Genomic DNA, 13,402 nt, shown 5'->3' on the forward strand with positions numbered 1-13,402 from the left:
GCCGGTCAGCACGCAGCCTGTCGAGGTGGCGCAGTCGGAATTCGTGCCGCAGTGGAGCGAGCGCTGGCGGGTCAGCACCGAAGCGGTCGAGGCGCTGGTGGATACCGGCGAGGCCAGCCTGGTGGACGCCCGCCCGAGCAACTTTTTCGAGGGCAGCTTCTGGACCATCGCGCGGGCCAGCACCATCCGCGGCGCCGAACCTGTCGACCCGTTCGCCGTGCCGCCCGTAGCCTGCGAGGCAAAGGTGTTGTTCTTCCCCGCCCCGCCATACTGGCAGCGCAGGGCAACGCCTTCAGGTCGTTGACTTGCCCTCGCGGGCGCGGCGCCCGATAAGCTGAATCATCGGCAGCACCACCACGAGGACAATCGTGATCACGATGATCCAGACCGAGGCCTGCCGGTCCAGGAAGATGCCGAACGACCCGCGCGAGATGGTCAGCGTCTGGCGCAGCGATTCCTCGGCCAGCGGCCCCAGCACCAGCGCCAGCACCACCGCCGCTGGCGAAAAGCCGTAAAGCCGCATCATGAAGCCCACCACCCCGGCGGCCAGCATGATGTAGATCTCGATGTGAGAGCTGTTCACGCTGAACGTGCCCAGTGTGCAGATGACCAGCACCACCGGTGCGAGGACGCGGTAAGGGATCTTGAGGATCATCACGAAGACCGGGATGGCGAAGATGCTGATGGTCAGCAGTGCCATGTTCCCGAAATACATCGAAGCGATCAGGCCCCAGGCGAATTCCGGGTTCTGCGTCATCAAGAGCGGCCCGGGCCGCAGGCCCCACATCAGGAAGGCCGCAAGCAGGATAGCGGTCGAGGCCGAGCCGGGCAGGCCCAGCGTCAGAAGCGGGATCATCGCCCCGGAGGATGCACCGTTATTGGCGGCTTCAGGCGCGACCAGCCCGGCCATCTCGCCCTTGCCGAAACGTTCGGGATTGCGTGAGAGCGACTTCTCGACCGAATAGGCCACCAGCGAGGCAATCGCGGCGCCCGCGCCGGGGATCACCCCGATCACGAAGCCCAGGAGCGAGCCGCGCACCAGTGTGAAACGGGTCTCGATGAAATCCTGCGCCTTGGGCCAGAAATTGTTCTTGCGATCATAGGTGATCATGTCAGAGCTGTCGACCTTGTGGATGCCGCGATAGAAGGCATAGAACAGCTCGCCCAGGCCAAATAGCCCGATCGCCACCGGAATGAAGTTGATGCCGCCGATCAATTCGGCCGAGCCAAAGGTGTAGCGGCTGCGCCCGGTCTCCAGGTCCACCCCAACGGTACCCAGCGCAAAACCGATCAGGGCCGAAATCAGCCCCAGCCGCCAGTTCCCGCCGATCATCACTACAAGCGTGAGGATGCCCATCATCGCCAGCAGGAAGTACTCGGGCGGCCCGAAGCTGCGGGTCACCTGCGAAAAGAGTGGCGCAAGCAGGGTAATCAGGATCACGCCGACAGTTCCGCCCGTGAACGAGGCGACCGCCTGCATTACCAGCGCCGGCCCGGCCCGACCCTTTTGCGCAAGCGGGTATCCATCGAAGGTACTGGCTACCGTGCCGGAATCGCCAGGCGTGTTGAGCAGGATCGCCGTGATCGTGCCGCCATACATCGCCCCGTAATAGATCGCGCTGAGCATCACCACCGCGCTGATCGGGTCCATTCCGAACGTAACCGGAAGAAGCAGCGCGATCCCTGCGGCGGGCCCGAATCCGGGGATCACCCCGACGGTCATGCCCACCAGCGCCCCGACCACCAGATACAGGATATTGACCGGCGAAAGGGCCACCGACATGCCCATCAAGAGATCGGAAAAGATGTCCATCGAACGTCACTCCCCCCGGGATCGTTCAGCCGCTGCGCGCGGTCGTCTTGTGCTTAGAAAGGCAGGCCAAGAAGGCCTTGCGGCATCGAGGCATTCAGGAACTTGCGGAACAGGATGTAAATCGCCACTGGCACGAGAACCGACACCAGCACGTTCTGTAGATACCGCCCGCGGTTGATGACGCTAAGCGTGGCGAAAAGAAACAGGATAGTCGCCGGCACGGCATCGAGAAAGCGCAGCGCCACCAGATAGCCCACACCCATCAGGATTATGAACAGTGCCCCGGGCGAGAAATTGTCGAACCGCAGCGTGATCCCTTCCGGGGTTGCGCGCATCCGCAGCAATTCCTGCACGACACTGATCAGGGTCAAGAAAACGATTCCGCTGCCTACGATGCGCGGAAAGAAACCCGGCCCGAGCCGTCCTGTCTGGCTGAGAAACGCCAGATGGTTGAACGCGTAGTAGGTATAGAACAGCCCCCCGGCCAAGATCGCGAGCAGGAATAGTATACGCATGTGCTCGGTCCCCCCTTGGCGATGGCCCCCCGGCGCATGTGCCGGGGGGCCTGTTTGCCGATGCTGAGATCAGTCGATGTAGCCGCCAGCACGCAGCGTGTTGGCGAAGGCAGCTTCGGTGTTCAGGATGTACTCGTTGAAATCATCGCCAAAGAGCGTGATCTCGGTCAGCATGTTGCTTGCGATGTACTGTTGCCACTCAGGGGTATCGACAACGAACCGCATGGTCTCGATCCACCAGTCCACGGCCTCTTGCGGGGCGTCGGGCGGCAGGATCAGGCCGCGCGGCATCGACACGCCCGGATCCATACCGAGGGAGGCCATGGTTGGCACACCCTCCAGTTCGGCAGGCGTGCTGCCGCCGGTGTAGGCCAGCGCGCGCATCTCGCCCGCCTCGACCATGCCGACAACCTGGCCGGGGCTGTTCATTAACGCGTCCAGCGCACCCGAAAGCAGTGCGGTCTGGCTGTCAGGACGCGAGTTGAACGGCACATAGTCGAATTCAAACCCGGCCTTCTCGGCAAAGAGCGCGATGGCGATGAAGTCCACATTGACGGTGCCGGTGCCGCCGATCACCGGCGGGTTCTCGCGCGCGCCTTCGATGAATTCCTCGATGGTGGTGTAGGGCGAATCGGAGCTGACCGCGAGCACCAGGTCATCGGTGGCCAGCAGCGCGACGGGGGTGAAGTCGGTGATATGCCAGGGCGTGTCGGCCTGCAGCGGCGTGGTGATGATGCTGCCCGAGGTGGACGAAACATCATACGCGCTGCCCGCCTGGTTGTAGAAATAGCCCCAGCCCACGGCGCCGCTGCCGCCAGAGCGGTTGTTGATCGAGATCGGCTGCGTGTAGAGGTCGTATTTCTGCAAGATGTCGGCCAGAACGCGCGACATGATGTCGTTGCCGCCGCCGGGCGCGAAGGCCACGGTCATGTCAAGCGGTTGCGCGGGATAGTCCTGCGCCTGGGCGGTGCCGGTGACGGCAAAGCCAAGGATCGCAGTTGCTGCCAGCGTGGCCATGCCGCGACCGGTCAGCCCGGTTTTATGGAAACTCATGTTTTTCCTCCTCCGTTTGGCATTGCGGTCAGTGCAATGCGTTTAGTCAAGCTGGGCGCGCGCCGCTGGAGCCGGCGCCCTGCTCATAGTGTGTTGATCCAGCGGCGCTTTCCGTTGATGTGGTGTTTCTCGGCAGCCTCACGCGCGCGCCCGGCGTCACCGGATTCTATCGCGGCGAGAATCTCGCGGTGTTCCTCGTTCGAAAAGCGCATCGATTCGTCGCCACGCAGCACCCGCCGGCGCAGCAGGCGCACCTGCTTGTCGAGCGCGCTGTAGATCCGCGCCGTCCGGCTGGCGCCCGAGAGCACCGCGATACGGTCGTGAAACAGCAGGTTGAGGCGGAAATAGGTTTCCTCCTCGTCGCTGTCGATGCAGTCCTGCATCTTCTGAACAAGGGCGCGCAGTTCGGTCAGGTCGCTTTCGGTGGCGCGCGTGGCCAGGCAACTGCAGGCATAGCCGGCAATGGTGGCGCGCAGGTCGTAAAGCTCCAGCGCATCCTCAAGCGAAAGCTGGCGAACGAAGGCGCCCTGGTTGGCCACCGAAGTGACCAGCCCGTCCTGTTCCAGCAGCCTTGCGGCCTCGCGGACCGGGCCGCGGCTGACACCCAATTGTGACGACAGGAACTGTTCGTTCAAGCGCTCACCCGGTGCGATGTCGCCGCGCAGGATCATCGCCTCAAGCTGGGTGTGCACCGTCGCTGTCAGCGAGCCATGCCGCCGCAGCGTGGTGCCATTCGAACTGTCTGCGCCAGATTGCACTATCACTCCAGGAATTGTCTTTCATTCGCCCTTTAAGGGATTCGAAACGGCGCTGTTTGTCAACAGTCATCTGGTTGTTGACAATCTGACAACACCACTTCAAGTTTGCTCCATCGCAAGATCGCGCCCGAAGACCACGCCGAAACGGCGCCCTTTCGTCGCGGTCGGGTCGCGCAAAACAACAATTGTAGCGCCTCGCAGCAGCCAATTTTGCAAGGCGCCCGGCAGGCAGATTTCAGGGCCGCCGGTTTGTCGGGGGAGGAACGGGGTTCATGCAGGTCAAACCGCTTCAGGGCAAAACGGCGTTCATTTCGGGCTCGGGCCGCAATATCGGGCGCGCCGTGGCTGTGCGGCTTGCCGAAATGGGCTGCAACATCGTCATCAACGGGGCGCGTGACCGCGATGCCTGCGAAGAAACCAGGCGCGGTGTCGAACAACAGGGTGGCGCAGCGCTGATCGTCATGGGTGACATGGCTGATGCCGCCACCGTCGACAACATCGCCAAATCCGCGCTGGAGCGGTTTGGAGCTGTAGATATCGTGGTGAACAACGCCGCCATCCGACCGCATAAATCGTTCATCGAAACCACCGAGGCCGAATGGCACAGAGTCGTCGACACGGGCCTGACCGCCGCGTTCAAGATCAGCCGCGCCTTCCTGCCGGGCATGATCCAGAACGGCTGGGGCCGGATCATCAGCATGACCGGCATGAAGGCGATGCGCGGCTATTATGAGGGGGCGGCGATCTCGGCCTCGAAACACGCGCTCTGGGGTCTGACCAAGGCGCTCTCGACCGAGTTTGCGCCCAAAGGTGTCACCGTCAACGCCATTTCGCCGGGCCAGATCCTGACCGAAGGCCGCGACCCGGACGATCCGAAGAAGCTGGCCACGATCCCTGTTGGCCACATGGGCACGCCCGAGGATGTTGCGGCGATGGTGGGATTTCTGGCATCGGAGGACGGGCGTTTCGTGACAGGCCAGATGATCGGAGTGAACGGCGGAGAATCGACCTGAGAATGTTCGCGCGGTTGCTCAGTCCCGGCCTGCGCCCTGCCGAATACTCCATAACAACATGAGGGGAGGGAGGATGGTTCAGTTTGCCGAGCGTCTCGTGCGGCTCCAGCCTGCGGCGACGCGGGTTGTCTCGGAGAAGGCACAGGAGATGCGCCGCGAGGGGCGCGATGTGCTCTCGCTTTCAACCGGGGAGCCAGATTTCGTCTCGCCCGACTCGGTGATGGAGGCCGGGCGCGCCGCGCTGGATGCCGGGCGCACCTTCTACACGCCCGCCGCCGGCATTCCGGAGTTGCGTAGCGCCGTCGCCGAATACTACCGCGAACGCTTCGGGCTGGAATACGGCACCAACGAGGTGATGATCGGTGCCGGCGGCAAGCCGCTTCTCTTCGAGGCCTGCATGTCGCTTCTCAATCCCGGTGACGAGGCAATCCTGATCGCGCCGGCCTTCGTCAGTTATTACGAGCAGGTGCGCCTTTGCGATGCCACGCCGGTGGTGATCCGGACCGACCCGGATACGCTCGACTTCTCGCTCGATGACATCCGCGCGGCAATCACGCCCCGCACGCGCGTCATCATGCTGAACGCGCCCAACAACCCCTCGGGCCGGATCTATAGCGATGAGCTGGTGATCGGACTTTGCCGCCTGGCGATGGAGCATGACATCACCATCATCAATGACGAGATCTATGAACGGATCGTCTTTGACGGGCACAGCTATCGCAACCCGCTCAACCTGTGTCCCGAGGCGCGCGAGCATGTGCTGCACATCAACGGCGCCTCGAAAAGCTATGCCATGACCGGCTGGCGCATTGGCTTTGCCATCGGACCGGCTGCGCTGATCAAGAAGATGACGATGCTGCAGGGGCACAACACCTCGGGCGCGTGTTCGATCGCGCAATGGGCGGCGCTGGGCGGTTTGCAGAACGGGCAGGCCGAGGTTGACCGGATGCGCGACAGCTTTCAGGCGCGCAAGACGCTCATCACGCGTCGGCTCGATGACATGCCGCTCTTGCGTTACATCCCGCCGGAAGGGGCGTTCTACATCTTTGCCGATATCCGCGATGCCATCGGCAAGCGCAGTGGCGAGACGGTCATCACCGATGACGTGAGTTTTTGCGAAGCGCTGATCGAAAAGGCCGGGGTGGCGACGATCCCGGGTTCGGCCTTCCTGCAACCCGGCTTCTTCCGCATGTCGTTCGCCACCTCGGAGGCGATCATCAACGACGCGATGGACCGGATGCACCGCTTCCTGTCGGGCCTGGAGTGATCCGGCCCAGCATTGTGAAAGGATTACCTGATGTCTGAAAAGATCATCGACGTCTCTGAAGAAGTGCCGATCCGTGCCATCGGCGATGGCGAACTGCACAGCTTCTTCGGCTATTACAACAAGACGAACTTCAGCCTCGACGACAGCAAGATCCTCGGCAACCGCACGCCGCTCTTCACCGGCGACCTGACCGGGCGCGAAGTGGCCGAGGTGGGCTATTTCGACCTGAATGACGGCGACCGCTGGCACAAGCTGGGGGACACCACCGCCTGGAACTGGCAGATGGGCTGCCAGCTTCAGTGGCTGGGCCAGACCGGCAAGGTGATTTTCAATACCCGCGCCGAGGGGCCTGCGGGGCCTGAAAATATCTATCCCGATTTCCGCTCGCGCGTGGTCGATCCGGCCAGCGGCGAGGCGCGCGAATTGCCCCTGCCGATCTATGTGATGGCGCCGAATGGCGAATTCGCGCTGACGGTGAACTATTCGCGTTTCATCGCCACGCACCGCACCATCGGCTATGACGCCACCCATGCCGAACCCAAGCTGCCGCTGGCCCCCGAAGATGACGGCATCTGGCGCATGGACATCGCCACCGGCGAGGCAAAGCTGATCCTGTCGCTGCGCCAGCTCTTTGATTTCGAGCATGTCGCCTCGATGGACAAGGCGATGCACTGGATCACCCACATGGAGGTGAACCCCGCAGGCACGCGGTTCCTGTTCATCCACCGCTGGACTGAACGCCCCGAAGACGAGTTCTGCTATCTGCACCGGCTGTTCACCATCAATGGCGATGGCAGCGACCTGCGCCTGCTGGAAGACACCGACCACCCGCTGCCGCAACTGGCCGATGATTTCGACCCAAGCGCGCTTGGCACGTTTGACTATGAGAAATCGCCCCACCAGATCTCGCACCCGCTGTGGAAATCCGATGACGAGGTGATCGTCTGGGGCCCGCATGACGGCGAGATTCACTATCAGCTTTACAACGACCGCACCGGCGAGGTGACGGTGGTCGGCCCCGAGGTGCTGACGGAAAACGGCCACATGACCTACGGCCGCGACGGGCGCTGGATGCTGTCGGACACCTACCCCGACGCCGAGACCAACAAGCGCGTGCTGTTTCTCTACGATACCAAAACCGACACCCGCTATGACCTGGGGCAGTTCTACACGCCGCCCGATCTGGGCAAGCACAACCGCTGCGACCTGCACCCGCGCTGGAGCCGTGACAACAAGCGCGTCTGCATCGACTCGGTGCACGAAGGACGGCGGCAGATGTATCTGCTGGATATCGAGGCGCTGCTTAAACGTCTGAGTTGAGACCTGCGCGCGGGGTGCGGGCTGAGCTTGCCGCGCGCGCATCAAACATGGCCACAGGCAAGGCGCCGCGACGGCCGGTAACGAATCCTGAGGAGGGGATCGCATGATCATCGACATTCACGGGCATTACACCACTGCCCCCAAACAGCTTGTCGAATGGCGCAACGAGCAGCTCGCCGCCAAGGGCGACCTGAGCAAGCTATCGCAGCCCGACGGGCCCGAGTTCACCGATGACGAGATCCGCGAAAGCCTGCTGAGCGCTCAGATCGCGACGCAAGTCGAGCGTGGCATCGACCTGACGCTGTTCTCGCCTCGCGCCGCAGCGATGGGCCACCATTTCGGCGACGAGGCCATGTCGCGCCACTGGAGCCGGATCTGCAACGACCTGATCCGCCGGGTGTGCGATCTGTTCCCGCAGCATTTCGCGCCGGTGTGCCAGTTGCCGCAATCGCCCGGCTGCTCCCCCGATGCCATCATCGACGAACTCAAGCGCTGCGTTCAGGAGATGGGCTTTGTCGGCTGCAACCTGAACCCCGACCCCTCGGGCGGCTACTGGACCGACCCGCCGATGACCGACCCGTGGTGGTTCAAGGTCTATGAGGTGCTCGAAGAACTCGACGTGCCGACGATGATCCATGTCAGCGGCTCGTGCAACCCGCATTTCCACTATTCGGGGGCGCATTACATCAACGGCGACACCACGGTGTTCATGCAGTTGCTCGACTCTGACCTGTTCGAGCGGTTTCCCAAGCTCAAGTTCATCATCCCCCACGGCGGCGGCGCGGTGCCGTTCCACTGGGGCCGCTACCGGGGGCTGGCGATCGACCTCAAGCGCAAGTCGCCGGCCGAACTGATGGGGGACAACCTCTATTTCGACACCTGCGTCTATCACCAGCCGGGTATCAACCTGATGGCCGAGGTGGTGCCGGTCGACAACGTGCTGTTCGCCTCGGAAACCTTCGGAGCAGTCCGCGCGACCGACCCGGAGAACGGCCACAAGTTCGATGATACGCGCCGCTATGTCGAGAACTCGCCGCACCTTACCGCGGAAGATCGCGAGAAGATCTTTTCGGGCAACGCGCGCAAGGTGTTCAGCCGGCTCAACCTGCCGGCATAAGTATCGTTGTAACGCGCGGATGGTTAGGCCGGTGCCGGGCAAGGCCCCGGGCCGGCCTTCAGATCACCCGCAGTTGCTCGGCCCCGGCCGCCACGCGTGTCTGCCTGCCCAGAAAGTCGAGAAGCACCCATATGCGGCGATCCGGGGCAATGGCCTCGATTCTTGCCACGAAACCGGCAAATGGCCCTTTCGTCAGCGCGACCTGATCGCCGGGGCCAGGCAGCGGCGGTGGCGGCGTTCCCTCAGCGTTCTCGCCACAGCGCAGCATCAGTTGCGCGACCAGATCGCATGGCACGGGCTTCGGCTCTCCACCCAGGCTGACCAGGCGCGCGATCCCGAATGTGGAACTCACCGCGCGCCATGCGGCCCGCTGCATATCAAGCGCAACAAACAGATATCCGGGAAACAATGGCTGCTTTCGGGTGACGAATCTGCCACGCGCACGCCGGGTTTCTTCCTGCAGAGGCAGGAAGGTCGGGAAGCCCTGGCGCATGAGGTTGCGCTCGGCAATCCGGTGGGCGTTGGGTTTGTATTGGGCGAGAAACCAGTGCTCGCTTGGCATGTGGGATGTCATCGCTCTCACCTTATGCGTGTGCGCAGGATGCGCTCAAATTCGAGCGAGATCAAGTGATGCGTCGCGATACCTGTCTGGCTTGGGCCTTCAGGGGCAGGACACGCGCGTAATATGGAAAAAGACCCCAGCATGAAACACAGCCCCTTGCCGAATGGTCCGCCCGGCGGCAACGCCGGGCAGCACCTGCCTGCCCCCCGGCAGGCGCTTTAGACGCCTCAACATGTTAAAACTTAGATCGTTACTTGAGCGCCGCGCCGGTGGTGCCGTCAGGCATAGGCGCCTACCCAGGCAGGCGCTGCCCTCGGGTCTCTTCTCAGGCCGTGTTCTGCAGAGGCCTTTGAAAAGACGAGCACCGCGCAAGCCGCCTGGCAGGCGCGATGCTCTGGGGCAGGGGTCCGGTCAGATGCCCTCGAAGATCATGACCGCCACCCCGGCCGCGATCAGTGCCGCCATGGAAATATTGAAAAACCGCAGGCGCACCGGGTTGGAAAGCCAGCGCGCAAGCATCTGCCCCACGCCTGCCCAGGCCAGCGCCGAGGAAAGCCCCGCAATGGCAAGCACAAGAACGATCATCGTGGCGCTGGCCCAGGGGCGCTGCGGGTCAATGAACTGTGCGGTAATGGCAATGGCCATGACCCAGGCCTTGGGGTTGATCCATTGGAAGGCCGCGGATTCCAGCATCGTGAAAGGCCGCGCGCGCGCACTTGCCCCCCTCAGGCCGCCGTGGCGGGCGATCTGCCAGGCAACCCAGAGCAGCAGCGCCGCCCCGACCCAGCGCACCACCTCGCGGAAGGTGGCGCTTTGCTGAAACAACTCGCCCAGCAGAATGCCGACTGTGAGCGCCATGAGCGGAAAGCCCAGTGTGATCCCCGCGACATGCGGCAGCGTCCGGCGCAGGCCGAAATTCGCGCCCGAGGCGGCGAGAAGCGCGTTGTTCGGCCCGGGCGTCAATGAGCCTGCAAACGTGATCAGGGCAAGCGAGACAAGGATCTCGATGGGCATGAGAGAGAACTCGGGCAAACGAGAGTGTTGAAAATGTCAGAATTGCTGACATTGATAGCGCTGCAGCGGCTGAAAGGTCAAGCCAGCAGCTCTTCGCGTGTCAGGGTGAAATCCGAAGCGATCCAGCGGTCTTCTAGCTGGCGCAACCTTTCGCCCAGAGCCGGGCCCTGAAGCGCGGGCATCAGGTCGGCTGCGGCAACTGGAAACCGGGCCTCGGCCCCGCGCGCGATATCGCGCTGCCAGCCGGGCGGCGGCGGGGTTTCATGCAAGGCCGCGCGCACCAGCACCATGTCAGCCGCGGCAAGCGCGCCGTGACGATATCCCAGTTCGGCCGGCCCGCGGGTGCGACCGGCCTCATCAAGCAGGCGGGCAAGGTGGCGCGCATCGTCGCGCGGAAGGCGCAACGTCCGGGCAACCGCGTCTGCCCCACCCTGGGCCGGCGCGGCCAGAACGGCCAGGCGCCGCGAATAGGCGGCGGGCGCGTCGCCTTCGAGATGCACGAGCACCGGCAGCGCACGCGCCGTGGTGCCGGGCAGCACCTGTGCGAGCACGCCGCTGGCCTCCATTGCGGCCACGCTTGGCGCGGGGTCGGGCGCAGCAAGCAGCCTGCGCATCTCCGCGCCCACCCTTTCACGCGAGAGGGTGACAATGCCGTCAACTTGCGCGGCGCAAGCGGCCAGCCCTTCCGGGTCTGGCCCGGCATCGGGGTCGCCATACCAGGCGTGAAAGCGGAAGAAACGCAGGATGCGCAAGTAATCCTCGGTTATGCGGGCCTCGGCCCGACCGACAAAGCGCACCCGCCGCTCCGCCAGGTCGGCCAGCCCCTCGCCCAGCGGGTCGATCACTTCGCCCGTGGGGTCGGCGTAAAGCGCGTTCATGGTGAAGTCGCGCCGCGCCGCATCTTCGGCGACATCACTGGAATAGGCGACCACAGCGCGGCGGCCGAAGGTTTCGACATCGCGCCGGAAGGTCGTGACCTCGTGCCCGACTCCATCAGCCACGATTGTGACCGTGCCATGATCGATCCCCGTGGCCACGCCGCGCAGCCCGGCGCCTTCGGCCAGTTCGAGCACGCGCTCGGGCCTTGCGTCGGTGGCGATATCGACATCATTGACCGGCTGGTGCAGCAACGCATTCCGCACGCAGCCGCCCACGAACAGCGCCCTGTGTCCGGCTCGTGCCAGCATCGCACAAACGGCCCGCGTGCCGGGGGCGTCGATCCATGTGCCGCGAATCTTCATGGCCCCATCCGTATGGCCAGGCCGCGCAGAATGCGCGCGGTCGCGCCCCAGATGTAATACGGCCCCCAGGGCACGACATAATAGTTGCGCCACTGCCCCAGCCAGCGCCGCCGCTCGATCCGATAGCGCACGGGGTTTTCCAGATGCGAAAGCGGAACGGCGAAAACCTCGTCAACCTCGCCGGGTTCGGGCCGGGCCAGCAGCGGCGCATCGAGCCGCGCCAGATAGGGCGTGATGGTAAAGCCGGTCACGGTCTCATGTTCGGTGAGCGTGCCGAGCAGCTCGACAGTGGCCGGGTCAAGCCCGACCTCTTCGCGGGCTTCGCGCAGGGCGGTGGCCGCAAGATCTGGGTCTTCGGGGTCGCGTTTGCCGCCCGGAAAGGCAATCTGCCCTGCGTGGTGACGCAGCCGCGAGGAGCGCCGGGTCAGGATCACCTCGGGGCCATCCGTGCCCGGCTGCAGGGCCACCAGCACCGCGGCAGGGCGCAGGACGCGCCCGGCGGGCAGCTTGACCTCGGGGTTCAGTTCAAAATCCGACGAGGGCGGCGCGCGTCGGGCAAGCGCGCGCCGCACCCTCTCGAAAGGGTCGGGCTCAGCCACGCGCGGCCCGGCCATCGGAGTGCCCCGATTGTGGTGGCTTACGCGTGGGCTCGAAGCCCAGGGTGCGCGGGTCAAACTCGTAATGTGCCCCGCAAAACTGACAATCGGCGGTTACCAGCCCTTCCTCGGTGGTCATGGTGGCAATGTCCTTTGCCGAATAGATGCTCAGGCTCTGACGCACCTTGGCCGGCGAGCAGGTGCACCCGAACTGCACAGATTGCGCGTCAAAGACTCGCGGGCCTTCTTCGTGAAAAAGCCGCACCAGCAGTTCCGTGGGTTGCACCTTGGGGCCAAGAAGCTCTTCCGTTTCGACCGTGTCGAGTAGCATGTTGGCGCGATTCCAGTTTTCGCTGCCGTCCTCGGCCAGCACATCATCGGGGGTAAGCAGCCCGCCCTCGCCGCTGCCGCCTTCCGACGACCTCAGGCCAGGCGAGGCCTTGGGCATGTGCTGAAGCATCACGCCGCCCCCGCGCCAGAGGCCCGTTTCCGGTTCCTTGCGGAAGCTCAGCGAAAACCGGGTGGGCAGTTGTTCGGACTGCGCGAAATAGGTCTCGGCGCAGGAGGCAAGCGCGCTTCCAGAAAGCGGTGTGATCCCCTGATAGGGGGTCATGCCCGCGCCCTGATCGAGGATCATCGCGAAATACCCCTGCCCGAGCAGGTCATAAGGGCGCGCGCCCGACGGGATGCGGGTTTCATCGAAGCTGGCCCAGGCGCGGATCAGCGCGGGCGCGTCGTCATCTGCGGGGGCATAGTAATCGGTGGCGATGATGCGCACCGGGCCATCGCCGCGAATCTGCAACGACAGCCGCCAGCGCAGCTTGATCGTCTGGCCGATGAGCGCGGTCAGCAGCACGGCCTCGGCCACCAGCGCCTCGACCTCGGGCGGATAGGCGTGCTGGGCGAGGACATTGTCGAGCACCCCGTCAAGCCGGGCCACCCGGCCGCGAATGTCGGGCCGGTCAAGCTGAAACGGCAGGACGGTATCGTCCCAGGCGATCTTGGAGCCGAGGGTCATGTCTTTCCTTGCAAGATGGGGCTTGGCATATCCGTCAGCATATATGATCCAATGCGCGACGGCCAAGGGGGTGCGGCGGCCGAAGGTTTTGGCGGACAGGCGGGCGCCGCCTGAC

The 13,402-nt window shown here is 64.1% G+C and carries 13 protein-coding genes and 1 pseudogene; 5 read left to right on the top strand and 9 right to left on the bottom strand.

Annotated features, from left to right (window positions below):
* A pseudogene (locus tag DQ229_RS16560) lies at positions 1 to 304 on the top strand (hypothetical protein); the annotation flags it as partial.
* Here the strand turns inward: DQ229_RS16560 and DQ229_RS14670 are convergent.
* The 4 genes from DQ229_RS14670 to DQ229_RS14685 form a co-directional block, all read right to left on the bottom strand.
* The gene (locus tag DQ229_RS14670; protein WP_114967014.1) at positions 293 to 1,813 is read right to left on the bottom strand and encodes a tripartite tricarboxylate transporter permease; all 1,521 of its coding nucleotides are present in this window, start codon (positions 1,811 to 1,813) and stop codon (positions 293 to 295) included. The pseudogene DQ229_RS16560 and the gene DQ229_RS14670 overlap by 12 nt on opposite strands.
* A gap of 53 nt (positions 1,814 to 1,866) precedes the next feature.
* Entirely contained in the window at positions 1,867 to 2,328 is a 462-nt protein-coding gene (locus DQ229_RS14675) for a tripartite tricarboxylate transporter TctB family protein (RefSeq protein WP_114967015.1), read from the bottom strand.
* Positions 2,329 to 2,397: 69 nt separating this feature from the next.
* A complete protein-coding gene (locus tag DQ229_RS14680) occupies positions 2,398 to 3,381 on the bottom strand; it encodes a Bug family tripartite tricarboxylate transporter substrate binding protein (protein WP_114967016.1) in 984 nt (327 codons plus the stop codon).
* A gap of 83 nt (positions 3,382 to 3,464) precedes the next feature.
* Positions 3,465 to 4,139: a GntR family transcriptional regulator gene (locus DQ229_RS14685; protein ID WP_114967017.1), complete on the bottom strand. Its 675-nt coding sequence runs from the start codon at positions 4,137 to 4,139 to the stop codon at positions 3,465 to 3,467.
* 272 nt (positions 4,140 to 4,411) lie between these two features.
* Between DQ229_RS14685 and DQ229_RS14690 the strand changes: the two genes are divergently transcribed.
* The 4 genes from DQ229_RS14690 to DQ229_RS14705 all read left to right on the top strand — a co-directional run bounded on the left by DQ229_RS14690 (position 4,412) and on the right by DQ229_RS14705 (position 8,856).
* Positions 4,412 to 5,152 (top strand): SDR family NAD(P)-dependent oxidoreductase, encoded by a 741-nt coding sequence (locus DQ229_RS14690; RefSeq protein WP_114967018.1) that lies wholly within the window; start codon positions 4,412 to 4,414, stop codon positions 5,150 to 5,152.
* A gap of 73 nt (positions 5,153 to 5,225) precedes the next feature.
* A complete protein-coding gene (locus tag DQ229_RS14695; protein WP_162300893.1) occupies positions 5,226 to 6,419 on the top strand; it encodes a pyridoxal phosphate-dependent aminotransferase in 1,194 nt (397 codons plus the stop codon).
* A gap of 30 nt (positions 6,420 to 6,449) precedes the next feature.
* Positions 6,450 to 7,739, top strand: a complete 1,290-nt coding sequence (locus DQ229_RS14700) for a hypothetical protein (protein WP_114967020.1) — start codon at positions 6,450 to 6,452, stop codon at positions 7,737 to 7,739.
* Positions 7,740 to 7,842: 103 nt separating this feature from the next.
* Positions 7,843 to 8,856, top strand: a complete 1,014-nt coding sequence (locus DQ229_RS14705) for an amidohydrolase family protein (RefSeq protein WP_114967021.1) — start codon at positions 7,843 to 7,845, stop codon at positions 8,854 to 8,856.
* Between the two features lie 58 nt (positions 8,857 to 8,914).
* Here the strand turns inward: DQ229_RS14705 and nusG are convergent, their stop codons facing one another.
* The 5 genes from nusG to hslO form a co-directional block, all read right to left on the bottom strand.
* Positions 8,915 to 9,430 (bottom strand): transcription termination/antitermination protein NusG, encoded by a 516-nt coding sequence (nusG, locus tag DQ229_RS14710; protein ID WP_238381119.1) that lies wholly within the window; start codon positions 9,428 to 9,430, stop codon positions 8,915 to 8,917.
* A 399-nt stretch (positions 9,431 to 9,829) separates the two neighbouring features.
* Positions 9,830 to 10,432: a LysE family translocator gene (locus DQ229_RS14715; RefSeq protein ID WP_114967023.1), complete on the bottom strand. Its 603-nt coding sequence runs from the start codon at positions 10,430 to 10,432 to the stop codon at positions 9,830 to 9,832.
* Between the two features lie 77 nt (positions 10,433 to 10,509).
* Entirely contained in the window at positions 10,510 to 11,673 is a 1,164-nt protein-coding gene (locus DQ229_RS14720) for a CCA tRNA nucleotidyltransferase (RefSeq protein ID WP_114967024.1), read from the bottom strand.
* Positions 11,670 to 12,287 carry a CoA pyrophosphatase gene (locus DQ229_RS14725; protein WP_114967025.1) on the bottom strand — a complete coding sequence of 206 codons (618 nt, stop codon included), beginning with the start codon at positions 12,285 to 12,287 and terminating at the stop codon, positions 11,670 to 11,672. Before DQ229_RS14725 ends, DQ229_RS14720 begins: the two co-directional genes overlap by 4 nt.
* Positions 12,265 to 13,287, bottom strand: a complete 1,023-nt coding sequence (gene hslO / locus DQ229_RS14730; protein WP_114967046.1) for an Hsp33 family molecular chaperone HslO — start codon at positions 13,285 to 13,287, stop codon at positions 12,265 to 12,267. The genes DQ229_RS14725 and hslO overlap by 23 nt, the downstream gene beginning before the upstream one ends.
* Between the last annotated feature and the right edge of the window lie 115 nt (positions 13,288 to 13,402).

Origin of the sequence: Alkalilacustris brevis (assembly GCF_003350345.1) — a bacterium.
In the GTDB taxonomy this organism is placed as follows: Bacteria; Pseudomonadota; Alphaproteobacteria; order Rhodobacterales; family Rhodobacteraceae; genus Alkalilacustris; species Alkalilacustris brevis.